Here is a 25729-nt window from a genome sequence, read left to right as displayed (position 1 = left end):
AAATTCAATTGTATTATGCTCAATAAAATCATAAAATATTTCTTAGAGAATAAGTTGGTCACTGTTCTCGTCCTTACAGGTTTTGTAGCCTGGGGAATTGTAACTGCTCCATTTGGATGGCAAGTGGGTGCATTGCCTTCTGACCCTGTTCCGGTAGATGCCATACCAGACATTGGAGAAAACCAACAAATCGTTTTTACGCAATGGGCTGGCCGTTCGCCACAGGATATTGAAGATCAAATTTCTTATCCTTTAACTACCTATTTATTAGGTATCCCAGGAGTAAAATCTATTAGAAGCTCATCCATATTCGGTTTCTCCAGTATCTATATCATCTTCTCAGAAGATGTAGAGTTTTATTGGTCACGTTCCAGAATACTCGAAAAACTCAACTCACTACCTTCTGGTTTACTTCCTGATGCCGTCCAGCCTGCATTGGGTCCAGATGCCACCGCCTTAGGGCAGGTGTATTGGTACACCATTGAAGGAAGGGACAAAAACGGAAATCCAACTGGCGGTTGGGATTTGCACGAAATCCGCACGGTTCAGGACTTCTATGTGAAGTATGGTTTAAATGCAACAGAAGGCGTTTCAGAAGTTGCTTCCATTGGCGGTTTTATTCAGGAATACCAAATTGATGTAAATCCTGACGCCTTGAAAGCCTACAACATCCCCTTGCATAAAGTCATGCAGGCAGTACAAAAATCCAATAAGGATGTTGGTGCAAAGACCATAGAAATCAATCAGGCTGAATATTTAGTGCGTGGTTTAGGCTATGTCAAGAAAGTAGAAGACATAGAAAAAGCAGTAGTTGCAGTACAAGACAATGTGCCTATAAGGATAAAAGACATTGGTGTAGTATCTCTTGGACCCGCTACAAGACGAGGTATTTTGGACAAAGATGGTGCTGAAGTAGTAGGTGGTGTTGTAGTAGCTCGATATGGAGCGAATCCCTTGCAAGTCATCAACAATGTAAAAGCCAAAATTATTGAAATAGCACCCGGCCTTCCCAAGAAGACATTGGCTGACGGTAGAGAAAGCCAGCTAACAATTGTCCCGTTTTATGATCGCTCAGAATTAATCTATGAAACCTTAGGTACACTGGAAGAAGCTTTGTCGCTGGAAATTCTCATTACCGTTCTGGTGGTGATTGTGATGGTGTATAACCTAAGAGCTTCATTCCTAATTTCCAGCCTTTTGCCGATTGCCGTACTCATGGTGTTTATTGCCATGCGATACTTTGGTGTGGATGCGAATATTGTAGCACTATCAGGAATAGCCATTGCCATAGGAACGATGGTAGACTTAGGGATTATTCTTTCTGAAAATATCATCAAGCATATTGATGAAGCCCCACCAGGTCAAAAACTTATTGATACCATTTACAATGGAGCATCAGAAGTAGCAACTGCGATAGTAACGGCTGTCTCTACCACAATTGTAAGTTTTATCCCTGTATTCACCATGCAGGCAGCAGAAGGCAAACTATTTGGTCCCCTGGCATTTACAAAGTCATTTGCTCTATTAGCTGCATTGATCGTTTCATTGTTGATTTTGCCAACACTGGCACATTGGTTTTTCGGCTTTAATATCAAAAACAAGTTCTTAAAAAAATACGGCCACTACGGCTTAGTCCTTATTGGAATTATTAGCCTCTTTATTGGACAGGTTTGGACTGGAGTACTGTTGGTTCTGTTTGGAGTCATTGGTATTGTTAAAAACATTGTAGAACTCAAAAATGCTACATTACCAACTATAGTAAAGTTCTTACTCAAGTATGCGGAATTAATCATTGTTCTGTTAGGAGTCATCTGGTTGCTGGCAAAATATTGGTTGCCTCTCGGTGCATCTAAATCCCTTCTCCTCAACTTTGTTTTTGTTGCCCTATTAGTAGGTATTATACTGGGTGGGTTTACTCTATTGGAATTTCAATACAAAAAAATCCTCACTTGGTGTTTAAATAACAAAATCAAGTTTTTGATTATCCCGACTATACTCATCCTATTAGGTGCAAATATTTGGCTAGGGTTTAATAGTGTTTTTGGTTTTGTTTCAAAGGGTTTTGAGAAGGTTGGATGGAATTTGGATCAGACCAAAGGATGGTCAGCCATGTCCCACACCTTTCCAGGTATCGGAAAGGAATTTATGCCTTCTCTGGATGAAGGCAGCTTTCTGTTGATGCCAACCTCAATGCCTCATTCCGGAGTAACATTCAATCGAAAGATAGTAGGCCAATTGGATATGCTACTAACCAGTATCCCCGAAGTAGAGCTAACGGTTGGTAAACTCGGACGGGTAGAATCAGCCCTTGACCCAGCCCCTATTTCTATGTATGAAAACATTATCAATTACAAGCCAGAATATATTCTGAACAAAAAAGGACACAGGCAAAGGTTTAAAGTAGATAAAAACAATCGCTTTATAACAGTTTCTGGTGATTCACTAACCAATCAAGAAGGATTAAGTAAAGGCATTGAAGCCAAGGAACTCATTGCAGATGAAAATGGGGAGTACTATCGCAATTGGCGTGATCACATTCAATCACCTGATGATATTTGGAATGAGATAGTAAAAGCCACCAAACTACCAGGTGTCACCTCAGCACCTAAGCTTCAACCGATTGAAACTCGGTTGGTCATGCTCCAAACGGGGATGCGAGCACCTATGGGTATTAAGGTATATGGCCCTGATCTCAAAACCATTGAGAATTTTGGTTTACAGTTAGAAAACATCCTGAAAGAAGTGCCCTCAGTAAAAGCAGAAGCAGTATTTGCGGATAGGATTGTGGGTAAGCCATACATTCACCTCAACATTAACAGGGATGAAATTTCCCGGTATGGGCTGAATATAGAAGATGTTCAGCAGACCATAGAAACCGCCATTGGTGGCATGAAAATAACCTCCACAGTAGAAGGTCGAGAACGATTTCCTGTCAGGGTACGCTATCCAAGAGAATTGAGGGATGACCCGGAAGCATTGGGTAAAATACTAATGCCTACACCCACAGGTGCTCAAATTCCATTATCTCAAATCATAGACTTTGAATATGTAAGGGGTCCACAAGCGATAAAAAGTGAAGAAACCTTTCTGGTTGGCTATGTACTGTTTGATAAACGTGCTGGTTTCTCGGAAGTCACCGTGGTAAACGATGCTCAACGCACGATTCAGGATAAAATTGATTCAGGTGAACTGACCGTACCTGCTGGTGTGAGCTATAAGTTTTCAGGGAGTTATGAAAATCAGGTGAGGGCAGAAAAACGACTTTCTATAATAGTTCCTTTGGTATTAGGAATTGTGTTTCTCATTCTTTATTTCCAGTTCCGTTCGGTATCTACTTCATTAATGGTATTTACTGGAATAGCAATGGCCTTTAGTGGTGGTTTTATCATGCTATGGCTCTATGGGCAAAATTGGTTTGCAGACTTCTCAGTCTTCGGCACAAACTTTCGTGATTTATTCCAAATACATACTATTAATTTAAGTGTGGCAGTTTGGGTTGGCTTTATTGCCCTTTTTGGAATAGCAACTGACGATGGGGTATTGATGGCTACTTATCTGGATCAAAGCTTTGATAGAAATAAAACAGATAATATAAAAGGAATAAGAGCGGCAACAGTGGAAGCAGGACAGCGCAGAATAAAGCCAGCAGTAATGACAACTGCCACGACCATCATTGCTTTACTACCTATCCTCACTTCAACAGGAAGAGGTTCAGATATTATGATACCCATGGCATTGCCTGCTGTTGGAGGGATGCTATTTGCTGCCATCACTTATTTCATCGTTCCGGTGATTTACTGCTGGAGAGAAGAACGTAAAATTTCAAAAGGCCAATCATGAAAAAAATAATCATAATCATATTCACGGCATTTGGCTTTTCCACATTAACAAATGCTCAGTCGTTAGATGACTATTTCAAGTTAGCGGCAGAAAACAATCCGGGATTGCAGGCTAAATACAAATCCTTTGAAGCTGCTATGCAAAAAGTAACACAAGTTAGCAGTTTGCCAGACCCCAATCTTTCCTTCGGTTATTTCGTGTCTCCGGTGGAAACAAGAGTGGGGCCGCAACGAGCAAGGTTTTCTTTGACACAAATGTTTCCATGGTTCGGCACTTTAAAAGCCCAGGAAGATGCTGCTACTTTAATGGCAGATGCAAAATATCAAGAGTTTTTAGATGCCCGAAACAAATTGTACTACCAAGTATCAGCATCATATTATCCACTCTATGAGCTGCAAAAGTTGATTTCAATTGAAGAAGAAAATCAACGCATCCTATCCTCATACAAAGAGATAGCCACTATTCAATTTCAAAACGATAAAGGCTCAATGGTAGATGTATTGAGGGTGGACATTATGCTCAAAGATGCAACTACTAATTTGTCTATACTGGAACAAAAGCAAAAACCTCTTGTAACTCGTTTTAATAAGCTTTTGAATCGGTCTGATGACGACAATATTGTTGTTCAGGACTCTTTATTCACTTTTAGTTTACCTGCAAACTATCGTAAAGACTCGTTACTCGCGTCCAATCCTATTCTTGATGAATTGGAGTTGAAAATTGAAGCCAGTAAAGCAAGTGAACAAGCCGCAATCAAACAGGGCTTACCTAAGCTCGGTGTAGGTATGGATTACGTCATTGTTGGTCAACGTACGGATATGTCTGTACCCGACAATGGTAAAGATGTTTTTATGCCAATGGTCTCTGTGAGCCTCCCGATTTTTAGACGCAAGTATAAAGCAGCACAAAAGGAAGCTCAACTCATGCAAGAATCTTATTCTCTACAAAGAGAAGAAGCTACCAACAGGTTAACCAGTTCCTATGACATGATTTGGTTCGAGATTCAACAACAGGTTGAGTTAATTCAGTTGTATGAAGAACAAATAAAGGAGTCCGGTCAATCTTTAAATCTTTTATTCTCCGCTTACAGCAATTCGGGAAAAGACTTTGAAGAAGTATTGCGGATGCAACAGCAAATATTAAAGTATCAAAAAATGAAAGCTACTGCCTTGTCGGAATACAACATCGCCATAGCAGAAATGGATTATATCACTGCTAAATCGAAATAATCATGGAAAATAACCATCATAATCATACAAACGAAGATCACAAGCATAGTCATGAACACCATGACCATAGTAATCATAATAATGGCCATGAATCTCATGACCATCACCAGGGACATCATGCCCACATGATTGAAGATTTCAAAAAACGCTTTTGGATTTCTTTAGTCATCACCCTGCCTATCGTAGTGCTTGCACCAATGATACAGGGATTAATCGGTTATGAACTTCGCTTCAATGGTGATCGATATGTTCAATTCGTGCTTTCATCCATTATTTTCTTTTATGGAGGTTGGCCATTCCTAAAAGGTCTCGCAGATGAAGTAAAAAAGAAAGCTCCGGGTATGATGACTTTGATTGCTTTAGCTATTTCAGTAGCCTATTTCTACAGTTCAGCTGTAGTATTTGGACTTGGTGGCAAAATCTTCTTTTGGGAACTCGCCAGTTTAATTGTCATCATGCTGTTAGGCCACTGGATAGAAATGAAATCCGTTATGGGTGCTTCCAATGCCTTGCAGGAACTGGCTAAAATGATGCCTTCAACCGCTCGTAGAATCAAGGAAGATGGGGAACATGAAGATGTGTCTATTGATAATTTAAAAGGCAATGACACCATACTGGTAAGACCAGGCGAAAAAATCCCTGCCGATGGTATCGTATTGGAAGGTGAAAGTCATGTAAATGAGTCCATGCTTACAGGGGAATCAAAACCTGTAACCAAACATAAAAATGATCAGGTTATTGGTGGTTCGGTCAATGACAATGGCACACTTAAAATCAAAGTTAGGCACATAGGAGAAGACTCATACCTTTCAAAGGTTATAGGTATGGTGAAGGAAGCTCAGGCAACCAAATCTAAAACTCAAAATCTGGCAGATAAAGCCGCTGCATGGTTATTCTACATCGCTTTAGGAGCAGGTATTACCACACTTGTAGTATGGTTAAGCCTCGGTAAAGACTTTGAATATGCATTAGAACGCATGGTAACCGTCATGATCATCTCATGTCCTCATGCTCTGGGTTTAGCTGTTCCTCTGGTAGTGGCCATTTCCACTGCTGTTTCTGCTAAAAACGGATTATTGATCAGAAACCGAACGGCATTTGAGAATGCACGGAAACTAACCGCAATTATATTCGACAAGACAGGTACTTTAACCAAAGGTGAATTTGGGGTAACACGCTTTAAAAGCACTTTAGACAAGTACTCGGACAATGAATTACTTCAAATTGCTGCGTCTATAGAAAATAGTTCTGAGCATCCTATAGCGGCAGGTATCGTTCGTAAGGCAAAAGCAAATGATTTGGCTTTACAAGAGCCTGAGAACTTCCAAAATATTACAGGAAAAGGAATCAAGGCAAACCTCAAAGGACAGGAAATCAAGATTATTAGTCCGGGAATGCTTAAAGAGCAAGGAATTGACACTCCCTCTGACGCTTTTAAAACAGAAGATGAAACGGTTGTTTTTGTTTTGATTGACAATTCATTGGCAGGATACATTGCCCTTGCAGACGAAATTCGACCAGAATCTTTATCAGCAATAAATACGCTAAAAGAGAGAGGTATAAAAGTTTACATGGCAACAGGTGATAACCAGCAAGTGGCAAAAGCAGTTAGCCAGCAACTCTCTTTGGACAACTTCTATGCAGAAGTACTACCGGAAGACAAACAACGCATCATTAAAGAGCTTCAGGAAAAAGGTGAATATGTAGCCATGACAGGTGATGGTGTAAATGATGCCCCTGCACTTGCACAGGCTAATGTCGGTATTGCCGTTGGTTCAGGCACAGATGTAGCAGCCGAAACGGCTGATATTGTTTTGGTCAACAGTAACCCAAAAGACATTGCCAATTTGATTCTTTTCGGTGCTGCTACTTACAAAAAAATGATGCAAAACTTATGGTGGGCAGCAGGTTACAACATTGTAGCCGTTCCTTTAGCTGCTGGTGTTTTGGCAGGTGCTGGCATTATTCTTAGCCCTGCCATCGGTGCGGTTCTAATGAGCCTTAGCACTGTGATAGTTGCTTTCAATGCACAATTATTAAAAAGACAAATCAAGAATTAAGATGAAAAATATAAATAAAACAACAGTAATTATTGCCATAAGCACATTGGTAATCGGCTTGCTATTTGGATGGCTAATTTTCGGAAGATCCAATGAACCCCAAGCGGATGAACATAACCATTCAACAACTGCTGAGTCTGAAACAATTTGGACATGTTCAATGCATCCTCAAATCCGTCAAAACGAACCTGGTGATTGCCCGCTTTGTGGAATGGATTTAATTCCATTGGAATCAACTGATGGTGAATTAGACCCTATGGCAGTGAGCATGTCACCTACTGCCATGCAGTTGGCACAAGTTCAAACTATGGTGGTCGATAAGGGTAAGACTAATAAATCGATACGTCTAAATGGAAAAGTACAGGCAGATGAACGTTTGCTATTTACCCAATCATCTCATATACCAGGAAGAATTGAAAAACTCAGTGTCAACTTTACAGGAGAGTTTATTACTCAAGGCCAAGTGATAGCCTATGTCTATTCACCTGAATTGGTAACGGCACAGGAAGAATTGTTTGAAGCAAAAAAAATTAAAGAATCCCAACCTGCACTGTTCAATGCAGCCAAAGAAAAGCTGAAAAACTGGAAGCTCTCAGACAAACAGATTGACCAGATAGTCGCTTCAAATAAAACCATAGAACAGTTTCCAATTCTCGCCAATGTTTCAGGGTATGTAACTAAAAAAATGGTCAGCCTGGGCGACTATATCAAACAAGGGGAAGCATTATATGAAATAGCAGACTTATCTAAAGTATGGGTGCTTTTTGATGTGTATGAGTCAGATATGACTTGGATTAACAAAGGAGATGCAGTGATATACACAGTGCAATCAATACCAGGCAAAACATTTCAAGGAAGAATTAGCTACATCGATCCTGTTATCGATCCAAAAACCAGAGTGGCAAAAGCAAGACTTGAAGCAACAAACAAAGGTTTAATGCTCAAACCAGAAATGTTCGCAACTGGAACGATAGAAGCAATAACCAATACTGGTAATGCATCCTTAATTGTTCCAAAAACTGCTGTAATGTGGACGGGCAAACGCTCCGTAGTTTATGTGATGCAAATGTCAGCTCAAGGTGTAAGTTTCGTCATGCGAGAAGTTACTTTGGGTCCAGAATTAGGAGAAAGTTATGTGATTGAAGAGGGCTTGCAGCCTGGCGAAGAAATAGCAATCAATGGCACATTCAGTATTGATGCAGCAGCACAATTGGCAGGCAAACCAAGTATGATGAACCCGGAAGGTGGTGTAGCCATGACTGGCCACAACCATGGGGGAAATACCAATTCAAATATGGAAAAAATGCCTGTTTCATCTAAGAAAACAACATTATCAGAGGATGCCAAAAAGTCTTTACAACCACTTTTTGACAACTACTTCAAATTGAAGGATGCGTTGGCAAGTGATGATTTTGAAGATGCTAAAGCATCGGGAGTAGCTATGAACAACTCCTTAGGAAAGATTGATATGAACCTTTTTAAAGGAGATGCACACTCTTTATGGATGCAACAATCCACTGCATTAAAACCTAGTTTACAGCATATTGAACATCTCGGTGACATCAAAGCCATTAGAGGAAAGTTCATCAGCATATCCAATTTAATGATTGCAATAGCAGAATCTTTTGCCCCATTATCCACTGCTATTTATATTCAGAATTGCCCTATGGCAGACTCTAACAAAGGAGCAGATTGGTTGAGTCTGGATAAAGAAATTCAAAATCCATATTTCGGAGAGTCAATGCTTTCTTGTGGCGAAAACACCAAAACAATAAAATGAAAGAGTGTTGCAAAATCGGAGACAATGCACCTCCCTCAATATTTAATAAATGGGCTTCCAGAATAATATGGGGTATCATATCCTTCATCGTTCTTGGCTTATCACTAATTCAAATGTTTAACTTCTAAATTTTAACACAATGAAAAAATCAAATTCAATCTTAAATCTCGCTTTAGTAGCAGGTCTCTCATTTTCGCTTCTTGCCTGCGGAAATAGTAAATCAACCGATCATAACGATGATAATACTGAACATGATCATAGTGGTATCGATCATGCAGCCGAGCATAAAATGCCCGATGGTTCAGTTATGGAAATGAGCGAAAACAAATCCATTTCTCAATTGATCGATCAATACCTCGCAATTAAAAATGCCTTGGTACAAGACGATTCAAAATCTGCTGCAAGTGCGGGTCAAAAACTTGCAGAAGAGGCTTCAAGTATAGACGTTAACACTTTTGAAGTGTCCAAGCAGCCCGAGATTAAGGAAATATTGGAAGTAGTAAAAGAACATGGCGAACACATTGCTAAAAGCGAAATAGTTCATCAACGTGAGCATTTTGAAGGAATGGCAAAAGATTTCATGGACATACTTGCAATCACAGGAACTGACAGAACACTATATCAGCAGTATTGCCCAATGTACAACAAAAATAAGGGAGGGTATTGGTTGAGTGACTCTCAAGAGATCAAAAATCCATTATTTGGCAGTAAAATGCTGACTTGTGGTTCGGTGAAAGAAACCATTTCAATGAAATGAAAAAATGGCTTAAATTATCTCTATGGATAGTTTTAATTGTGTTGGTGGGGATTCAATTTGTCCCCGTCCAACGCAATGAAATAGAACCAGTTACCAATGCTGATTTTATTGAGCATTACGAGTCCCCTATTGTCATTGGAAATATTATCCGAGCATCCTGTTATGATTGCCATAGCAACCAAACCAAATACCCATGGTACAGTAATGTTCAACCTATAGGCTTTCTTTTACAGAATCATATTTCAGAAGGAAATTCTGAATTAAACCTATCAGAATTTGGTCTTCTATCAAATCGAATGAAACGGACAAAACTAAAATCAATTCTAAGTCAAATTGATAACGATAAAATGCCAATGCCATCCTACCTATTTCTTCATTCAGAAGCCAAACTGGATTCGCTAAAAAAAACTCTTTTGGTTAGTTACTTTGATTCAATATTAGTTGATATTGATAGGTGAAAAAAAACCTTTGTTTTTTATAATGGAAAAATCTGTATTCAAAATATCACAAATGGATTGCCCTTCTGAGGAACAAATGATTCGGATGAAATTGGATGGAATAAACGAAATCAAACAACTTGAATTTGAGATACCTCAAAGGAAACTAACCATATTTCACATTGGCAATACTACGGAAATTGAAAGGATATTAGCAGAACTAAAATTAGGTTCAAAACTAATATCAAACACACAATCACAGGTAGTAATTGATGTAGAATCAGACCCAAGCAACCAACGAAAAATCCTTTGGGCTGTTCTTATCATCAATTTTGTCTTTTTTGTTCTTGAAATGCTATTCGGCTTGATTTCTAAATCTATGGGGTTGGTGGCAGATTCTTTGGATATGCTAGCAGATTCGTTAGTGTATGCATTAAGCTTACTGGCAGTAGGTCAAACATTAATTCGTAAAAAGAAAGTAGCTAAACTAAGTGGGTACTTTCAAATGTCATTAGCTCTATTTGGTTTATTGGAAGTCATTAGACGTTTTGTAGGATCTGATGGCATACCGATTTTTCAAAACATGATTATCATATCCTTTTTAGCTCTTTTGGCAAATTCCGTTTCACTTTACCTGATTCAAAAGGCGAAGAGCAAAGAAGCACACATGCAAGCTTCTGCAATTTTTACTTCCAATGATATTATCATCAATTTAGGTGTAATTTTGGCTGGAGGCTTAGTCTACTATTTTGAAAGTAAAATACCTGACTTAGTTATTGGTTCTGTTGTTTTCATTATTGTATTTAGAGGAGCAACAAGGATTTTAAGATTAGCGAAATAACCCCACCCTCACCCATGTGCTTCCAGTAGGTTCATTGCATTCGTTCGTACCTCACTCTTTACATTCACCCACTTCCTGCACCACACAGCAAGAGTAGCACGTTATTCCATTCCGCTGCGCTACATTCCATACCGTGCCACACTTGCTTTTCCCAACGCACCCCCCAACGCAGGTAAAGCGGTGTTCGTCAGTCGTTCCGTTTTGTTCCGCAAAAACATATCTGCAAGGGTTATAAAATGAACTCCCTTCGGTCGCCCTTGCATATACCGTTCACTTACCAGCTCGTTTGCGCTCCAGTAGGTGCTCACTCACTGCCGTTCACTTGTTTTGCTTCACACACTCTCTCCTTCCTCACTCGCAGCTATTTCATCCCCCCAAACCCCTTCTAAGGTGTTCGCTACACTCACAATATTTTTAATTGGGGGTCTGCCGCTGCTTATTGTTTTTGCTCGCCTGCGGGTCGCTGCGGGCTGATCGGGCTGTCATGTTTTTTGCTTTCCCCAATGTGCTTTCAGTCGCTTCGTTTCAGTCATTCGTTCCTCATTCCTTCAACTCAGCCACTTTCAGCACCGCTCACAAGAATAGCTCTTTCACTTCACTACACGAGCCAACGCACCGTCATTCCGCAATCTGCCTGCAATCCCCCTCCAATGGGTTTGTACTGCAATCAAAAAATACAAACCCTACCAAAACTATTGCAGGCAGTTATTGCTCCATTCCTTTCCAACAATCGTTTCGTTCCGTTCAGTCGCTACCCTTGCCTTTGCCGACCCTGATGCAAAAAAACACGCCAGCCCTGCCGTAAACGGTAGGCGTCTGCCGCCCTCATTCTTCGGGCTTTTGCAGCCACCACCCTTGCTCCGCTCGCAGGCGGCTCGCAGAAATGACTTCGCCTGGGTTTACCTGCGTTCACACACCTATCGTAATGAAGCTTATCTCTGATTGATATATTTAAGTATTTGCTTAAATATTAAACTCTTTTTCCTTTCTTTGTATTTATTTAAGTAATCTCTTAAATACGATTCTATATGACGAAATCTTGTATTAGAGTTTATGCTGATGCACAACAGATCATCCAGTGTAAACAAGACATTGAAAAAGTAGAGAATACAATAAACCAAATAGCAAGAACACTTAATCTTGCTGGTAATGAAGTACGCCTAAAGATTCTGTTTCTATTGGAAAAGGAATCCAAAATGTGTCCATGTGATCTTAGCGATATTCTGGGCATGACAGTTCCTGCTATTTCTCAGCATTTGAGAAAGCTAAAAGATGCAGGTCTGGTTGAAACAAACAAAGTAGGTCAAACAATATTCTACTCTATTTCCGAATCCAACAACCTCATTCTGAATCCAATATTTGGGCTATTAACACCAGAAAAAGAATCAGCATTATGAAAAACAAGAAATCAAGCTCATTAGCAATGACAAGCGTATTGACGGCTATTAGTGCATCGCTTTGTTGCATTACACCAGTGTTGGCACTACTTGCAGGTTCAAGTGGAGTAGCTGCAACATTTTCTTGGTTAGAACCTTTTCGCCCTTGGTTGATTGGAATAACTGTAGTCGTTTTAGCATTTGCATGGTATCAGAAATTGAGGCCAAGAACGGAGGAAGAAATTGCCTGCGTTTGTGATGAAGAAAAGCCCTCTTTTTGGCAGTCAAAGAAATTCCTTGGTATAGTGACGGTATTTGCAGCGATCATGCTTGCATTCCCTTATTACTCAGATACTTTTTACCCCAAAACCAAACTATCAGAATCAGAAAATGTCAATTTCGAATCAACCTACGAAATCAATATTGTTGGAATGACCTGTACGGGATGCGAAGAACATGTAAAACTTGAAATTGGTAAGCTTCCTGGTATTTTAGGATTAGAGGTTTCTTATGAAAAAGCAAATGCAGTGGTAACGTTTGATGAATCTAAAACAGACATTGAGCAAGTAAAATCAGCTGTTAACAAAACAGGTTACAAAGTAGAATCGGTAAACAAATCAAAATGAGTGAAGTAGTCCTTAAATCAACAATTACTTGTCCTAAATGTGGACATGAGAAAGAAGAAACCATGCCTACAGATGCGTGTCAGTATTTCTATGAGTGCGAAAATTGTAAGGAGATACTTAAACCGTTACAAGGTGATTGTTGCGTTTACTGCTCTTATGGTACAGTGGCATGCCCACCAATCCAAGAAGGTGGTAACAGTTCATGCTGTCGGTAAATCAGACAATAAATAACTCAAACATAAAGCAAAGTTACAGGCGTGCGGATGCGAGAGCTGCAAGGGTTCGCTTCGCCTGTTAGGAAAAAAAATCTCCACCCTACGGGTAGTATTTTTTTTCCACAGCCCTTGCTGCAATCGCACCGTCCTGTAGTGTGAGGGCATTATGTTTAAGTTATTATTCAGAGTCCGTTTCGGCAGCCGGTGGTTGTTGGCGGGCGTTCGCACCTCAGGTCTCCCGTTTCATGCAGGCATTCAGCGTTGTGGCATCACAGATTATACGCTGCGTGTTTTTTGGTTCGAGTTGTGCCTTTCAGAGCTTCCTTTTTAGGGGGCTCTTTTTTTTACTCGTTAAGGGAAAATTTTAAAAAGAGAAAAGCAAAGATAGGCGGGTTCGCACATGCCCATCGCACTTTCGGACAGTCAAGGTCAAGCCCTACGGGTTTTGAAAAAAATCTCCACCCTTCGGGTAGTATTTTTTCCAAAAACCTTGACAGCCGAGCCTCACCCGCCTGAAAGACAGCTTTCTCTTTTCTTTTTTTCCCTTTTTTCTTTTCTCTTTTGAAAAAATATATGCGAAGCGCAGCGAGCAAAACTTTAATGGCTCACTGTATGAAATCGTTTCGTATCAAAACACATCGACTGGAAAGCAGCTACCAACAGCCGCACTTCTTTATCCTGAATAAAGGATTGAACAGCGGGAAACCGCTCAACAACGCTTGCCCGAATTGCTTTGTTTGCCTCACCGACAACCAAGAGGACAGGGAATTTCTCTTTTGGCTTTGCTTTGGATTGTGGAGGTCAAAATCATTTCACTATCTCCTGAAAGGCTCTGTAATTCCATTTGTGACTATTGATGAAAGCCGAAAGCTGATCCGGGAAAGCTCTACCAAAGCAAGCTGCAAAGCCCTGGCATTTCAAAAGGCAATTCAAGCCCTTCAACTACTCGATACCAACGAGCAAAAAATCAAAGTCACACTAAAGATGATTGATACTGCCAGACAAGCCATATTTTATGACTTGATGAAAGAAGCAGATGCAGGGTAACTTCCTGCCCTGCCAAAAAAACAGGGCGACAAAAGCAAAATAAAGCACACCACCGCAACAGCACCCAAGAGAGAACTACCGCCTAATTCTTGAAGTAATTTAGTTGGCGAAGGGCAAATCCATGGTAAGTCCGTGTCAAGTCCAAGCAAATGTTTAACTCCTTAAAAATCGTAAAGAGATGGGAAAAATTAATCAAGGTATTCTCGGTGGCGTATCAGGCCAAGTAGGGAATGTAATCGGTGGAACTTGGAAGGGCATCGATTACCTGCGCATCAAACCTTCCAGTGTAGCGAATCCAAGAACGGAAGGTCAGGTTGACCAGCGTTCGAAGTTCTCAACTGTCTTGCGGTTCTTGCAGCCCATGACAGACTTCCTGAGAGTCGGTTTCAAGTTGTATGCAAACAAAATGACCCAGTTCAATGCGGCCATGTCATACAACCTGAACAATGCGATTACCGGAGTTTATCCAAACTTCATGATTGACTATGCAAGTGCATTGGTTACTCGTGGAAATCTCACAGGAGCTGCCAACGGTGCTGCCACTTCTCCAAGTGCTGGATCAGTGGAAGTGACCTGGACAGATAACTCAGGCAGTGGTAGTGCTCAGGCAACAGACAAGGCGCTGATTGCCCTTTTGAACACTACCCGTGGAGAAGCAGTTTTTACAACTGCTGGACCTGCAAGGAGTGCCGCAGCTGCAGCCATTCCTGTACCTTCTGAGTACTCAGGAGAAGATGTAGAAGTCTTCTTAGGGTTTGTATCAGAAGACGGTACAAAAGTCGCCAACAGCGTTTATTTAGGCTCTGTAACAGTTGCGTAAAGCGATTGGTGTTTTCGATAAAAACCGCTTCCTTTGTGGAGCGGTTTTTTTATGCCCGCACACTTCGTTTTTCCTTTCTTTAGTCCTTAATTAGCCTAATATCAACACTTCTTGTTGCTAATCTGTTGCTATTACGACATAACTACCTGATATACAGGTATTGAAAAGATATTGCATCGGGAAGTAAGACTATTTGGACAATAGGACTCCTTTTCTGATTATTTTTTACGTAATTTTTGAGCCATTTTTACAAATATGATTAAATTAGAAGTGTTTTCTAGGTAAGTCAAATTTATGTTTGAATTTGATCCATCAAAAAGTAAGGCTAATAAAATCAAACATGGAATTGATTTTGAAGAATCCATAAAATTATGGAACGATCCGAATAGGATCATAATTAAAGCACGTACAATTGATGAACAGCGATTTATGATGATTGCCGAACTTAATGGGGCTATTTGGTCAACCATTTACACAGTTCGCTCAGATTCAAAAAGAATTATATCGGTAAGAAGATCCAGAGAAAATGAAAAAGAAATCTATTACAGCGGCTGAATTTGACAAGAAATTTGACGATATTGAAAATCTCATTGAATTTCTTGATTTGGAAAAAAATACCAGACCTGGCCAAAAACCAAAAAGAGTAAGTGTAGACTTTCCAGAGTGGATGGTTCAAGAATTGGATAAAGTAGCTAGGAATCTAGGGATAACCAGGCAAAGTGTGATTAAGGTTTTCATTTCTGAAAAGCTTAAAAAGACTGTTTGAGATAATTCAAAGAGTATGAATTATTTGTGTATTTATTCAAAACCGGAAATACTGTCACAACCAATATTCGGCATTTTGACAGCCTGACCAAAACTAGAGAATCCCTGCTTGATGTTTTGGATGGTTTGGATCAGGAAGTCACCAATGATTTCCTAGCCATGGATATCCTTCGATCCTTACATTTCCTTGGAAAGATTACCACTGACGACCTTTTGGCGAATTTCTTTTCGACATTATGTATTGGGAAGTGATCCAATCCCCTCACCTAGCCTATTTCAAATCAATTCACCGCCCGATAAAAAACATCCTGCAAGGCTTCCCGAATTCCTAAGCTGTACAGTTTCCGATGATCTCTTGTGGGATATACCCGATTGGAGAGAAAAATAAAGGTGAGTTTATGCACCGGGTCAGCCAAGACAAAGGTGCCTGTAAAGCCTGAGTGACCAAAACTTTCAGCACTTACCAGTGGCGAAGGATAAGCCTCCTCAAGAGAATGCGCCGCATTGTCAAGCAAGGGCTTATCAAAACCTAAACCTCTTCGATTATCATTCTCTGGAAATTGAACTCGAGTAAATTCCCGAACGGTTTTCTCAGAAATAAGCTGTTTGCCATCCACATTTCCATAGTTCTGATAGAAGATCATCAATTTCGCTAGGTCATCAGCCGTCCCAAACAAACCTGCATTTCCGGACACGCCGGCTTTCAGTGCCGCATTTTCATCATGCACCCAACCTTTTACCAGCGTTTTCCGAAATAGGGAATCCACTTCGGTTGGAACGATCGCATTTTCCAAGTTTTTCTCCCTAGGATTATAGACAAGCGTGTGGCAGCCTATGGGTTTGTAGAAGTTTTCCTCCAAATAGCTTTCATAGTCCGTACCCGTTAGCTGCTCAATCAGACTTGGAAAAATCAAAAAACTCAGTCCGGAATACAGGTATTTTTTATCTTTCGAAACTTTTGACCGGTTGATGATTCGGTTCATTTTTCGTTCAAAGCGATCATTGATAAAAAACCCATCATAGACCTGCCCCTGAAACCGATTGGAAGGAGAATCATGGACAAAGCGCTTTTTGATTTTGCCATTTTTCTTGATCACTTTCTGCAAAAACACAATATATGGGACCAAACCAGCCTGATGAGCCAAAATCTCCCGCAAAGTCAAATCCCTTTTGTCCTTTCGCTTTTTCCAGGGTTTCCAATAGTTACTAAAAGGTTGGTCCAGATCCAGCTTGCCTTCATCTACCAGCTTCATCAAAGCCGGCAGTGGACCGGAGATTTTGGTTACCGATGCCAAATCATATAAATCGTCTAAAGCTACGGCCTGCACTCCCTCGTAAGTATGAAAGCCATAGGCTTGGTGAAAAATGACCGTATCGTTCTTTGCCACCAACACTTGCGCACCGGGAAAGGCCAAACTGTCGATTCCCATTTGCATGATGGAGTCCACTTTTTGCTTAATAAAAGCTTCATCCATTTCTAATTGAGACGGGCGAGCGTGGATCAATTCATTTTGTGCAAATCCTAACTGGACCAGGAGGATAATTGAGCAAAAGGCAGACAGTATTTTCTTCATTCCAATGGGTTTTTTCAAAAGTATAGAAAAAATTTTGGCTAACTAAAGCAAGGTTTGTTTGGCCTGAACTTCAACACTTTAGCAATTCTAAAAAAAATTATACTTTGGGTTAGAAATTCACCCTATGCTTTTTGCTTTTGATATTCATAAAAGTGAATAATATATTGTAAATCAATTTTTTTCAAAATATTATTTTAATTTTCGATTGAACTATGCTAATTTTCAGCAGTTTATATGATTACTAGGAGCAAGATCTCCTTTCACCCTTTTATCAATTATAAACTTATCACCTTATGAAAATTGGAATATTGGGGGGTACATCCCTTGCAAAAACCCTTGGGAAAAAATTTATCGAGGCAGGTCTTGATGTAGTTTTTGGCGTTCGTCCGGACTTTGATACCCAAGAGCCTGAATGGAAAATGCTCAATCGACTCCATCATCGGATCTGTCCTTACGAATCTGCCATCATTCAGTCAGAATTTGTTCTTATCTGTGCAGATACAGGATACCTTCCCGAAATCTGGATGTCACTTAAAAACACAGATACTCATGATAAGCTAATCATCGACTGTACCAATACGGTATATGATGATCGGATCAAAAATTCACATATCAGACTATTGAAGAAGGCAGCTCCGAAGGCTCACCTTTTCAAGGCTTTCAACAACTTAGGGATTGACTATCCAATGTCCGATAACTTGGGTGTGATCAAAGAGACCTACTATTGTGGAGAAGATGTACCTGAAAAAATCCGTGTCAAGAGGCTAATAGAATTCATTGGATTCAAAGCGATCGATGCCGGAAAGTTTGAAAATGCAGCACTCTTGGAAGCCTTTTATCACCTAGAAAGAGAAATCGCTGTAAACAAAAGTCAAAACAGTCAATATCACTTCAAGCTGATATCAGCCTAAATGGGCTTTCGCCCGTTTAGCTTATCATTTTAACCAAAATCGACTTGGTCTTATCGTCTTTTCCCTGATTTTTCATAGTTTCGGGCTATATAATCTATAATCTAAACTTAGCCATTCCAAAGGGAAAGGAAGTTCAAGAAATGAAGAAACCAAAAAAGAAAATTCTGGTAATCGACATCGGAGGTTCCAATGTCAAAATCTTGGCTACAGGCCAAAAAGACCGTATCAAAATCCCATCTGGAGCTGATTTTTCGCCAGAGCAACTAGTACCACTTGTAAGAGAGCATGCTACCAATTGGGAATATGATCACATTACCATGGGTTTTCCCGGAGTGGTTAAGCATAATCAAATCATCAGTGACCCTGTAAATATGGGTTCCGGATGGACTGAGTTTGACTTTCATTCAGCCTTCGATTTGCCTATCAAAATACTAAATGATGCAGCGATGCAGGCATTGGGTAGCTATGAAGGCAAAAAGCTTTTATTTCTTGGTTTAGGTACAGGTTTGGGTACTGCCATGGTCATGAATGGCACCATTATCCCTATTGAAGGCGGACACCTGCCTTACAAGAAATCCACCTTTGAGAATTACGTTGGTAAGGCATACCTCTTTAAAAGCGGTCAAAAGCGCTGGGAAAAGCACGTTAGAAATACAGTTTCCATTCTTTCTGATGCTTTGCAGCCTGATGATATCGTTTTAGGAGGAGGTAATTCCAAACTACTTTCAGAAATCCCCGAAGGCTGCCGTCTTGGAACCAATCAAAACGCTTTTTTGGGCGGATTTAGAATGTGGGAAGAAGATTTCTGGATTTGATTAATCCTTGATCAGACGCTTTAGATAAGTGCCATATCCACTCTTTCCGAGTTTTTCAGCTGCTTGAAGGAGCTGTTCTTTTCCAATAAAACCACTTCGAAAAGCAATCTCTTCGATACAGCCGATCTTCAGTCCTTGTCTTTCTTCAATCACCTCTACAAACTGGGCCGCCTGAAGCAGAGACTGATGTGTTCCGGTATCTAGCCATGCTGTTCCTCGATTGAGTATTGCCACCTGCAACTCATCCATTTTCAGATACTCGTTATTCACATCAGTGATTTCAAGCTCCCCTCTTGGACTAGGCTTGATGTTCTTGGCAATATCCACCACCCGATTGTCATAAAAATATAGTCCGGGAACGGCAAAACTTGATTTTGGATTTTTTGGCTTTTCCTCAATGCTGATGGCTTTCTGCTCTTCATTAAATTCCACCACACCATATCGCTCCGGATCAGTCACATGATAGGCAAAAACAACTCCCCCCGTAGGATTGGTATTTTCTTGCAAAGTCTTGGCTAATCCCGAACCGTAGAAGATATTATCCCCAAGAATCAAAGCAACCTTATCATCTCCGATAAATTCCTCTCCAATGATAAAAGCTTGAGCCAATCCATCTGGAGAAGGCTGCACGGCATATTCAAACTTACATCCGACCTGAGAGCCATCGCCCAACAACTTTTGAAATGATTCCGAATCCTCGGGAGTGGTAATGATCAAAATCTCACGAATTCCCGCCATCATCAATACCGATAATGGGTAATAAATCATGGGCTTATCGTAGACAGGCATAAGCTGCTTGCTGACTGCGATGGTAAGCGGATAAAGTCTAGTACCGGAGCCTCCGGCCAAAATGATGCCTTTCATAGTTGAGAAAATAATAACACGAACAAAACTAAGGCATATTCCCTATTTACACATAGTTTAATGATTTTTTTCAGGCTGGACTAAAGGGAAATTGAGTTCTTTATTCTAGCTCTATTTAAATCTCCTTGGAGGGTCTTTGATTTTCCTTTTCTATTGATTGCTGTTAAACAGTTTAAACATCGAGCTAATTGTTTCGAACCATTGATTTTTTTGACTTTTTTCAAAAAATATCAATACATGGAATTTTAACACCTTTTAAAACCTTTTCAATGACTACTTGCGTAAGTCACTAAGAGTGAATTGCTCAGACTACCACAAATTCTCATTGAAAACGATATGAACCAACAATTTACACTTCTTAAAAAAGCTGTGGAAGTTTTCCACTCCTACGGAATCATGCTGAATGGTGCTCGAAAAAACGATCACTTTATCCAAAACTTGAATATGGACCCAGTTTTCGTAAACGGTCTCATTTTCGAGCTGGAGTTCCAACTGAAAGTTTACCTGCAGGAAGAAATGCTTCAAAGAGCTTGTACTCCAAAAGAATTGATTGCGCTTTTTCTGGAAATGCCACAAAGCAATTAATTTCTGTTCATCCATACTAAATAGGTCTATTCCATCGTAAAAATTTCAGTACGATTGAGATTGGACAATGAGTAGACCTATTCTAGTATTCCTCCTATTATGTATTCATCTAGAAGTAAATGCTCAAAATTGGTCCTTGGCTGATTATGAGGATTTTACTTGGGAGTCATTTTACAGATATGAGCCAGCCTATCAGGTTTTGGACCCTTCAGATATTGATTATCCGTTACTTCATGCGGCGATTTTTTATGTAAGCAATGAATATAGGACCATACAAGGTCTACCTGCTTTTCAGTATTCCTACAAAATAGAGAAACTTGCAGCCGATCATGCTAGCGACATGGTCAAACATAATTTTTACGGGCATCAAAGTAAAATTAGAAACAAGCGGAAACTCAGGGATCGTTTTCAAATTGTAGGATTAAATCCACCACTGATAGCTGAAAATATCAGTGCAACCGCAGGGATAGATTATGAATATGGAAAAAGGATTTACCCTCCTACCAGCCCCGGAGAGTTTATTTATCAGGGGAAAGAGCCTGAACCGGTCCCCTACCATAGCTATATTTCCTACGCACGTGAGATAGTACAACTTTGGATTGACTCCCCTGGCCATCGAGCCAATCTGATCAATCCAGGCTTAAATCAAATGGCAGCAGGATGTGCCATTTATCCAGAAAAGAGTTTTTACAACATGCCCTATTTTATTAATGTGCAATGCTTTAGCAATGAATAAATAGGTAAAATGCCGTATTGAGTCCTAGTCACTAAACCATGAGCTTTGGAGAAACAAAAAACTTTCAAAGCCATGAAAATTTCAAACTTTTATCGAATTCTATCTTTTGTATTTCTGCTAGGGCTTGCTGCTTCATGCGATTCAGATTCAGAAGATCCGCAACAAACAACACAGACCAATCCTTTGCCGACTCCTGGAGATGCGGATGGTGTTTTAGCAGCTATTAAAGCAAAATCAAACCTTCCCGAAGGTACACCAACCGTGCCTGGCATGCCGGATATTTTGATTGATGTAGCCAATGCCAACTTCTATTCTTCTGGCATCAATAGCAGCCTGGTCAATGCGGGAGATGTCAGTATCAATGCCTTTGCCATGCAAAATGTCAATGGAACTTATGTTAATAATTTCACTGATATCACCTTGGGAATCAACGAGGGCCAAGCGAATGATTGGAATGTCTCTGGAGGAAATGGATTTGATGGGTTTTCTCACACCACCAGCAAACCAATGCCCGGAGTAGTTAGATTTCAAACGAGCGTAAGTGATCAAATCGCTTTGGGTGGTGACGTCACACTAAGCATTCAAAATGTACCTTCCAACGTTGATAATATTCTTTGGGTAATATCTGATGGACGTGAAGTGGTCACCAAAGAGGCTAGATCCACAAGCATGACTTTCTCAGCATCAGAAATCAGTGGACTTCGAGCTACTTCTCAGGGAATTGTCCAAGTAGCTGCTTACAATAGCGAAAGCCAAACCTTTGGCGGTAAGAAAATATACTTCATCAACGAAACAGTCGATAGCAAATTCGTGGAATTGAATTAAGTTCAAACACTACCTTTCTGCAAAAAAAAAGTTGATATATACATTTTAAAAAGCTAATATTCAGCAAGTTGTCATTCAGCTTGCTGATTTTTTTATACCGCTATTCGCTTCCATTTTCCTTTTTTGAAAAATATATAAGCTACGACGGCATGAAGTGAATGTGCGACGGCTATGGCTATAAATATTCCGAGATATTTTAAGTCAAAGGTAAAAGCCAAAACCCAAGCAAGCGGAATTTCAAATGCCAATAATACAGCTACATTGATCCAAGCAGGAGTTTTGGTATCTCCTGCTCCATTGAAGGCTTGAGTTAAAACCATCCCGATCGCAAAAAACACATAACCCAAGGCAATCACCCAAAGACCTTGAGCTGCAATATCCTTCACTTCCTGATTATCTGTGAAAATTCCCGCCAATTCATCTGAATAGAAAAGATAAATCCCTGTGACGGATGCCATAAAAATCATGCAGTATTTGGCAGTGAGCCAAACAGATTCTTCTGCCCTTCCTACTTCCTTTGCACCCAGATTTTGACCAACCAAAGTGGCTGCAGCACCGGATATACCCCAAGCAGGTAAGATGGTAAAAATCAATACCCGCATAGCAATCGTGTAACCGGCAAGTGCAGTGGATCCAAATTCCGCATTCATTCGGGTCAAAGCAACCCAGGAGACAGAGTCAATTAAGAATTGGCCCATACCTCCAAGGGCAATATCCATGATCTTACGGATAGTCTTCCATTTGACAATCAGATTAGCAGCGGTGATCTTCAGTCGGTGTTTTCCATTAAAAAGGTGGTAGAGTTGGTATAAAACCCCGGTTCCGCGGCCAACTGTAGTAGCCCAAGCAGCACCTTCCAGCCCGAAACCTTCAAAACTACCAAGCCCAAAAATCAACAAAGGATCTAGAATTATATTAAATCCATTGGCAATCCAAAGTGATCGCATCGCATGATGAGCCTGACCCGCTCCGCGGAAAGCTCCATTTATCAAAAAGAGCAGTAGAATAGCTGCATTCCCTGCAAATATTATTTGGGTAAACTTCGATCCCGTCACAATGACTTCTTCCTCAGCTCCCATGAGTAGGAGGATTTCAGAAGCAAAGAATATCCCCAAAACACTGAAAATAAGCGATATAGCTCCTCCCACCAAAAGTAATTGAAAGGCCAGGGATCCTGCTTGATGATAGTTCTTTTCTCCAAACCTCCTAGAAATCAAAGCTGTAGCAGCCATACTGATACCAAAACCAACTGCATAAACAAGCACGATTACGGACTCAGTCAAGCCCACCGTAGCAATGGCTTTTTCTCCCAATTTGGCTACAAAAAATATGTCCACTACAGCAAAGAGAGACTCCATCATCATCTCCAAAATCATCGGCACGGCCAATACAAAAATTGCAGTCTTCAGCGAAAGCTTGGTAAAGTCTTGCTCCTTACCTGCGATGGCATCTTTTAATAGTTGGAAGTTCATGGTCTCAATCCAAAAAAGCTCTGACAAAATTAGAGATTCTTAGACCTTAAGCGCACAATGAGAAAAATATCTTTTGGATGGTGATGCGATTCATTTTACCGAACTTTGGCAAAAATTGAACCCCATGTAAAAAATGGGGGTTTACAAGTGAAATTCAATGGACCTTTAATCCATCTCTGAATCATGACAAATACAAAACCACGAGTTGTAGTTGGGCTATCCGGTGGTGTGGATAGCTCCGTAGCTGCCCATCTTTTGCTGGAACAAGGCTACGAAGTCATCGGCATGTTTATGAAAAACTGGCACGATGAATCTGTCACCATCTCCAATGAATGTCCTTGGATGGAGGACTCCACCGATGCCATGTTGGTGGCCGAGAAACTTGGGATTCCTTTCCAAGCCATCGATCTCAGCGAGGAATACCGCGAGCGAATCGTCGATTACATGTTTGCCGAATATGAGGCAGGCAGAACACCCAATCCGGATATACTTTGTAACCGGGAAATCAAGTTTGACATTTTCCTAAAAGCGGCACAAAAGCTAAAAGCTGATTTTGTGGCTACAGGTCATTATTGCCAAAAAGGTGAAATAGAAGTTGATGGAAAAGCCGTTTACCAACTTCTAGCCGGAGCTGATCCCAATAAGGACCAAAGCTATTTCTTATGTCAATTGACCCAAAGTCAATTATCGAAAGCACTATTTCCCATTGGCCATCTGCAAAAGTCTGAGGTGAGAGCCATTGCCAAAAAACTAGACTTGATTACGGCAGAAAAGAAAGATTCTCAGGGACTTTGTTTTATCGGAAAAGTGAGACTGCCTGATTTTCTACAGCAGCAATTGAAGCCGAAAACAGGCCCAATCATCGAAATTCCGGCAGATTTGGGCAAACTGAAAAAATACCAAGTACCTGCCAATCTGGATCCTGAAGATTACGAGGAGGAGACGCTGCATGATCTAGCCTTTCCCCTATCTTATCAAATAGATGAAGGAAAAAAAGTCGGCGAACATCCAGGTGCCCATTATTTTACGGTGGGACAGCGAAAAGGCTTGAATGTAGGGGGAACTGGCAAACCGCTTTTTGTGATCGCTACGGATACCAAAGAAAATGTCATCTACGTAGGACTTGGAGAAGATCATCCAGGACTATTAAGGCATGCTCTTTTTGTGAAAAATGATCAAATTCATTGGATTCGAGAGGATCTGAAGCTTCAGCCTGGAGAAACTGCCCGATATGAAGCTAGAATTCGATATCGACAGGCCCTTTCCGGAGCCACTCTTTTGCAGCGCGAAAATGGTCTGTACATCATCTTCGATCAAGCCCAAAAAGGGATAGCCTCAGGTCAATTTGTAGCCTGGTATCAAGGGGAAGAGTGCATAGGCTCAGGTACTATCTATTGAATCTGAATCAGATGCTGGAGATTCTTTATGAAGATGCTGGGCTAATTGCCATTAATAAGCCGGCCGGACTTTTGGTGCACAGAACAAGAATAGCAGCAGAGGAGCAGCATGAGTTTGCCATCCAAATGCTTCGGGATCAAATTGGTGTCTACGTCCATCCCGTTCACCGATTAGACAGGGCTACTTCAGGGGTTTTACTTTTCACTAAGAATCGAGAGTTGATTCCACTGATTGAAAAGGAATTTGCTGAGCGAAGGGTGAAAAAAACTTACCTAGCCCTGGTGCGGGGTGTACCGAGAGAAGCTGTGGGTACTTTTGATCGACCGCTTGAAAGTGAGCGAAGCAAAAGACTTCAGGAGGCAATTACCCGCTTTAAAGTCCTTTGCTCAGCAGAAATCCCCTTTGATACCACAGGACGTTATTCGAGCAGTCGCTACGCTTTACTTGAGCTTTCTCCTGAAACGGGCCGAACACATCAGATTAGAAGGCATTTAGCACAAGCCAGACATTACATAATCGGAGATAAGAAACACGGAGACAATAAACAAAACAAGTTTTTTGAGTCACAATTCAAGCTTCAAAAGATGCTGCTTCATGCCCATACTCTGGAGTTCACCCACCCGATTGAAAATGAGGTAATCCGAATTAAAGCAGAATTACCTGTACATTTTCGGGCAATTTTAATGGATATAGGGATTAAAAAGGAAGAAGTTTCGAATTTGAGTTAAACGCTATTTCTATTTCTTGTATTTTCAG

Annotated in this window: 24 protein-coding genes and 1 pseudogene; 22 read left to right on the top strand and 3 right to left on the bottom strand. The window is 40.5% G+C overall.

Annotated elements, in window-relative coordinates; all coding sequences use genetic code 11:
* Window positions 1–15: 15 nt before the first annotated feature.
* The 15 genes and pseudogenes from CDH51_RS01230 to CDH51_RS01160 form a co-directional block, all read left to right on the top strand.
* A complete protein-coding gene (locus CDH51_RS01230; protein ID WP_100626892.1) occupies window positions 16–3840 on the top strand; it encodes an efflux RND transporter permease subunit in 3825 nt (1274 codons plus the stop codon).
* Window positions 3837–5069 carry a TolC family protein gene (locus CDH51_RS01225; protein WP_100626891.1) on the top strand — a complete coding sequence of 411 codons (1233 nt, stop codon included), beginning with the start codon at window positions 3837–3839 and terminating at the stop codon, window positions 5067–5069. Before CDH51_RS01230 ends, CDH51_RS01225 begins: the two co-directional genes overlap by 4 nt.
* Before the next feature lie 2 nt (window positions 5070–5071).
* A complete protein-coding gene (locus CDH51_RS01220; protein WP_100626890.1) occupies window positions 5072–7129 on the top strand; it encodes a copper-translocating P-type ATPase in 2058 nt (685 codons plus the stop codon).
* A gap of 1 nt (window position 7130) precedes the next feature.
* Window positions 7131–8909, top strand: a complete 1779-nt coding sequence (locus CDH51_RS01215; protein WP_100626889.1) for an efflux RND transporter periplasmic adaptor subunit — start codon at window positions 7131–7133, stop codon at window positions 8907–8909.
* 139 nt (window positions 8910–9048) lie between these two features.
* Complete coding sequence (locus CDH51_RS01210) at window positions 9049–9666, top strand: DUF3347 domain-containing protein (RefSeq protein ID WP_100626888.1); 618 nt, start codon at window positions 9049–9051, stop codon at window positions 9664–9666.
* The gene (locus CDH51_RS01205) at window positions 9663–10124 is read left to right on the top strand and encodes a heme-binding domain-containing protein (protein WP_100626887.1); all 462 of its coding nucleotides are present in this window, start codon (window positions 9663–9665) and stop codon (window positions 10122–10124) included. Before CDH51_RS01210 ends, CDH51_RS01205 begins: the two co-directional genes overlap by 4 nt.
* 22 nt (window positions 10125–10146) lie before the next feature.
* Complete coding sequence (locus CDH51_RS01200) at window positions 10147–10944, top strand: cation transporter (RefSeq protein WP_014022303.1); 798 nt, start codon at window positions 10147–10149, stop codon at window positions 10942–10944.
* A 1028-nt stretch (window positions 10945–11972) separates the two neighbouring features.
* Window positions 11973–12341 (top strand): ArsR/SmtB family transcription factor, encoded by a 369-nt coding sequence (locus tag CDH51_RS01195; RefSeq protein WP_053224309.1) that lies wholly within the window; start codon window positions 11973–11975, stop codon window positions 12339–12341.
* Complete coding sequence (gene merTP, locus CDH51_RS01190; RefSeq protein WP_053224310.1) at window positions 12338–12946, top strand: mercuric transport protein MerTP; 609 nt, start codon at window positions 12338–12340, stop codon at window positions 12944–12946. Before CDH51_RS01195 ends, merTP begins: the two co-directional genes overlap by 4 nt.
* Window positions 12943–13161: a GDCCVxC domain-containing (seleno)protein gene (locus CDH51_RS20250; RefSeq protein WP_100626886.1), complete on the top strand. Its 219-nt coding sequence runs from the start codon at window positions 12943–12945 to the stop codon at window positions 13159–13161. Before merTP ends, CDH51_RS20250 begins: the two co-directional genes overlap by 4 nt.
* 612 nt (window positions 13162–13773) lie before the next feature.
* On the top strand, window positions 13774–14208 hold the full coding sequence (locus CDH51_RS01180) for a DUF6943 family protein (RefSeq protein WP_100626885.1): 435 nt from the start codon (window positions 13774–13776) through the stop codon (window positions 14206–14208).
* 178 nt (window positions 14209–14386) lie between these two features.
* Window positions 14387–15028: a DUF6266 family protein gene (locus CDH51_RS01175; protein ID WP_100626884.1), complete on the top strand. Its 642-nt coding sequence runs from the start codon at window positions 14387–14389 to the stop codon at window positions 15026–15028.
* A 294-nt stretch (window positions 15029–15322) separates the two neighbouring features.
* On the top strand, window positions 15323–15583 hold the full coding sequence (locus CDH51_RS01170; protein WP_100626883.1) for a BrnT family toxin: 261 nt from the start codon (window positions 15323–15325) through the stop codon (window positions 15581–15583).
* The gene (gene brnA, locus CDH51_RS01165; protein ID WP_198514240.1) at window positions 15555–15794 is read left to right on the top strand and encodes a type II toxin-antitoxin system BrnA family antitoxin; all 240 of its coding nucleotides are present in this window, start codon (window positions 15555–15557) and stop codon (window positions 15792–15794) included. Before CDH51_RS01170 ends, brnA begins: the two co-directional genes overlap by 29 nt.
* 35 nt (window positions 15795–15829) lie before the next feature.
* Window positions 15830–16045, top strand: a pseudogene (locus CDH51_RS01160) (tRNA uridine-5-carboxymethylaminomethyl(34) synthesis GTPase MnmE); the annotation flags it as partial.
* A 29-nt stretch (window positions 16046–16074) separates the two neighbouring features.
* Here the strand turns inward: CDH51_RS01160 and CDH51_RS01155 are convergent.
* Complete coding sequence (locus CDH51_RS01155; protein ID WP_100626882.1) at window positions 16075–17367, bottom strand: serine hydrolase domain-containing protein; 1293 nt, start codon at window positions 17365–17367, stop codon at window positions 16075–16077.
* 293 nt (window positions 17368–17660) lie between these two features.
* On the opposite strand from CDH51_RS01155, the gene CDH51_RS01150 reads away from it, so the two are divergent.
* Complete coding sequence (locus CDH51_RS01150) at window positions 17661–18278, top strand: NADPH-dependent F420 reductase (RefSeq protein ID WP_100626881.1); 618 nt, start codon at window positions 17661–17663, stop codon at window positions 18276–18278.
* A gap of 140 nt (window positions 18279–18418) precedes the next feature.
* Window positions 18419–19093: an ROK family protein gene (locus tag CDH51_RS01145; protein ID WP_100626880.1), complete on the top strand. Its 675-nt coding sequence runs from the start codon at window positions 18419–18421 to the stop codon at window positions 19091–19093.
* On the opposite strand, the gene rfbA is transcribed toward CDH51_RS01145, so the two are convergent.
* Entirely contained in the window at window positions 19094–19957 is an 864-nt protein-coding gene (gene rfbA, locus CDH51_RS01140; protein ID WP_100626879.1) for a glucose-1-phosphate thymidylyltransferase RfbA, read from the bottom strand.
* A 336-nt stretch (window positions 19958–20293) separates the two neighbouring features.
* On the opposite strand from rfbA, the gene CDH51_RS01135 reads away from it, so the two are divergent.
* The 3 genes from CDH51_RS01135 (at window position 20294) to CDH51_RS01125 (ending at window position 22103) form a co-directional block, all read left to right on the top strand.
* Window positions 20294–20542, top strand: a complete 249-nt coding sequence (locus CDH51_RS01135; protein WP_100627769.1) for an acyl carrier protein — start codon at window positions 20294–20296, stop codon at window positions 20540–20542.
* 67 nt (window positions 20543–20609) lie between these two features.
* Window positions 20610–21278: a CAP domain-containing protein gene (locus tag CDH51_RS01130; RefSeq protein WP_100626878.1), complete on the top strand. Its 669-nt coding sequence runs from the start codon at window positions 20610–20612 to the stop codon at window positions 21276–21278.
* Between the two features lie 72 nt (window positions 21279–21350).
* Window positions 21351–22103 carry a hypothetical protein gene (locus CDH51_RS01125; protein ID WP_100626877.1) on the top strand — a complete coding sequence of 251 codons (753 nt, stop codon included), beginning with the start codon at window positions 21351–21353 and terminating at the stop codon, window positions 22101–22103.
* A 92-nt stretch (window positions 22104–22195) separates the two neighbouring features.
* On the opposite strand, the gene CDH51_RS01120 is transcribed toward CDH51_RS01125, so the two are convergent.
* Window positions 22196–23575 (bottom strand): MATE family efflux transporter, encoded by a 1380-nt coding sequence (locus tag CDH51_RS01120; RefSeq protein WP_100627768.1) that lies wholly within the window; start codon window positions 23573–23575, stop codon window positions 22196–22198.
* A 183-nt stretch (window positions 23576–23758) separates the two neighbouring features.
* Here CDH51_RS01120 and mnmA point away from each other — a divergent pair, with 183 nt between their 5' ends.
* Window positions 23759–24973 carry a tRNA 2-thiouridine(34) synthase MnmA gene (mnmA, locus tag CDH51_RS01115; RefSeq protein WP_100626876.1) on the top strand — a complete coding sequence of 405 codons (1215 nt, stop codon included), beginning with the start codon at window positions 23759–23761 and terminating at the stop codon, window positions 24971–24973.
* Between the two features lie 11 nt (window positions 24974–24984).
* Window positions 24985–25701 (top strand): pseudouridine synthase, encoded by a 717-nt coding sequence (locus CDH51_RS01110; protein ID WP_100627767.1) that lies wholly within the window; start codon window positions 24985–24987, stop codon window positions 25699–25701.
* Window positions 25702–25729: the final 28 nt, after the last annotated feature.

This window comes from Algoriphagus formosus, from assembly GCF_002807035.1.
Lineage (GTDB): Bacteria > Bacteroidota > Bacteroidia > Cytophagales > Cyclobacteriaceae > Algoriphagus > Algoriphagus formosus.
The sequence above is the reverse complement of the archived record's forward strand: the minus strand, read 5'-3'. Positions and strand labels throughout refer to the sequence as shown.

Coding starts and splice junctions, on each gene's coding strand:
- CDH51_RS01230 (WP_100626892.1), top strand. CDS start 16: ATGCTCAATAAAATCATAAAATATTTCTTAGAGAATAAGTTGGTCACT.
- CDH51_RS01225 (WP_100626891.1), top strand. CDS start 3,837: ATGAAAAAAATAATCATAATCATATTCACGGCATTTGGCTTTTCCACA.
- CDH51_RS01220 (WP_100626890.1), top strand. CDS start 5,072: ATGGAAAATAACCATCATAATCATACAAACGAAGATCACAAGCATAGT.
- CDH51_RS01215 (WP_100626889.1), top strand. CDS start 7,131: ATGAAAAATATAAATAAAACAACAGTAATTATTGCCATAAGCACATTG.
- CDH51_RS01210 (WP_100626888.1), top strand. CDS start 9,049: ATGAAAAAATCAAATTCAATCTTAAATCTCGCTTTAGTAGCAGGTCTC.
- CDH51_RS01205 (WP_100626887.1), top strand. CDS start 9,663: ATGAAAAAATGGCTTAAATTATCTCTATGGATAGTTTTAATTGTGTTG.
- CDH51_RS01200 (WP_014022303.1), top strand. CDS start 10,147: ATGGAAAAATCTGTATTCAAAATATCACAAATGGATTGCCCTTCTGAG.
- CDH51_RS01195 (WP_053224309.1), top strand. CDS start 11,973: ATGACGAAATCTTGTATTAGAGTTTATGCTGATGCACAACAGATCATC.
- merTP (WP_053224310.1), top strand. CDS start 12,338: ATGAAAAACAAGAAATCAAGCTCATTAGCAATGACAAGCGTATTGACG.
- CDH51_RS20250 (WP_100626886.1), top strand. CDS start 12,943: ATGAGTGAAGTAGTCCTTAAATCAACAATTACTTGTCCTAAATGTGGA.
- CDH51_RS01180 (WP_100626885.1), top strand. CDS start 13,774: ATGAAATCGTTTCGTATCAAAACACATCGACTGGAAAGCAGCTACCAA.
- CDH51_RS01175 (WP_100626884.1), top strand. CDS start 14,387: ATGGGAAAAATTAATCAAGGTATTCTCGGTGGCGTATCAGGCCAAGTA.
- CDH51_RS01170 (WP_100626883.1), top strand. CDS start 15,323: ATGTTTGAATTTGATCCATCAAAAAGTAAGGCTAATAAAATCAAACAT.
- brnA (WP_198514240.1), top strand. CDS start 15,555: ATGAAAAAGAAATCTATTACAGCGGCTGAATTTGACAAGAAATTTGAC.
- CDH51_RS01155 (WP_100626882.1), bottom strand. CDS start 17,367: ATGAAGAAAATACTGTCTGCCTTTTGCTCAATTATCCTCCTGGTCCAG.
- CDH51_RS01150 (WP_100626881.1), top strand. CDS start 17,661: ATGAAAATTGGAATATTGGGGGGTACATCCCTTGCAAAAACCCTTGGG.
- CDH51_RS01145 (WP_100626880.1), top strand. CDS start 18,419: ATGAAGAAACCAAAAAAGAAAATTCTGGTAATCGACATCGGAGGTTCC.
- rfbA (WP_100626879.1), bottom strand. CDS start 19,957: ATGAAAGGCATCATTTTGGCCGGAGGCTCCGGTACTAGACTTTATCCG.
- CDH51_RS01135 (WP_100627769.1), top strand. CDS start 20,294: ATGAACCAACAATTTACACTTCTTAAAAAAGCTGTGGAAGTTTTCCAC.
- CDH51_RS01130 (WP_100626878.1), top strand. CDS start 20,610: ATGAGTAGACCTATTCTAGTATTCCTCCTATTATGTATTCATCTAGAA.
- CDH51_RS01125 (WP_100626877.1), top strand. CDS start 21,351: ATGAAAATTTCAAACTTTTATCGAATTCTATCTTTTGTATTTCTGCTA.
- CDH51_RS01120 (WP_100627768.1), bottom strand. CDS start 23,575: ATGAACTTCCAACTATTAAAAGATGCCATCGCAGGTAAGGAGCAAGAC.
- mnmA (WP_100626876.1), top strand. CDS start 23,759: ATGACAAATACAAAACCACGAGTTGTAGTTGGGCTATCCGGTGGTGTG.
- CDH51_RS01110 (WP_100627767.1), top strand. CDS start 24,985: ATGCTGGAGATTCTTTATGAAGATGCTGGGCTAATTGCCATTAATAAG.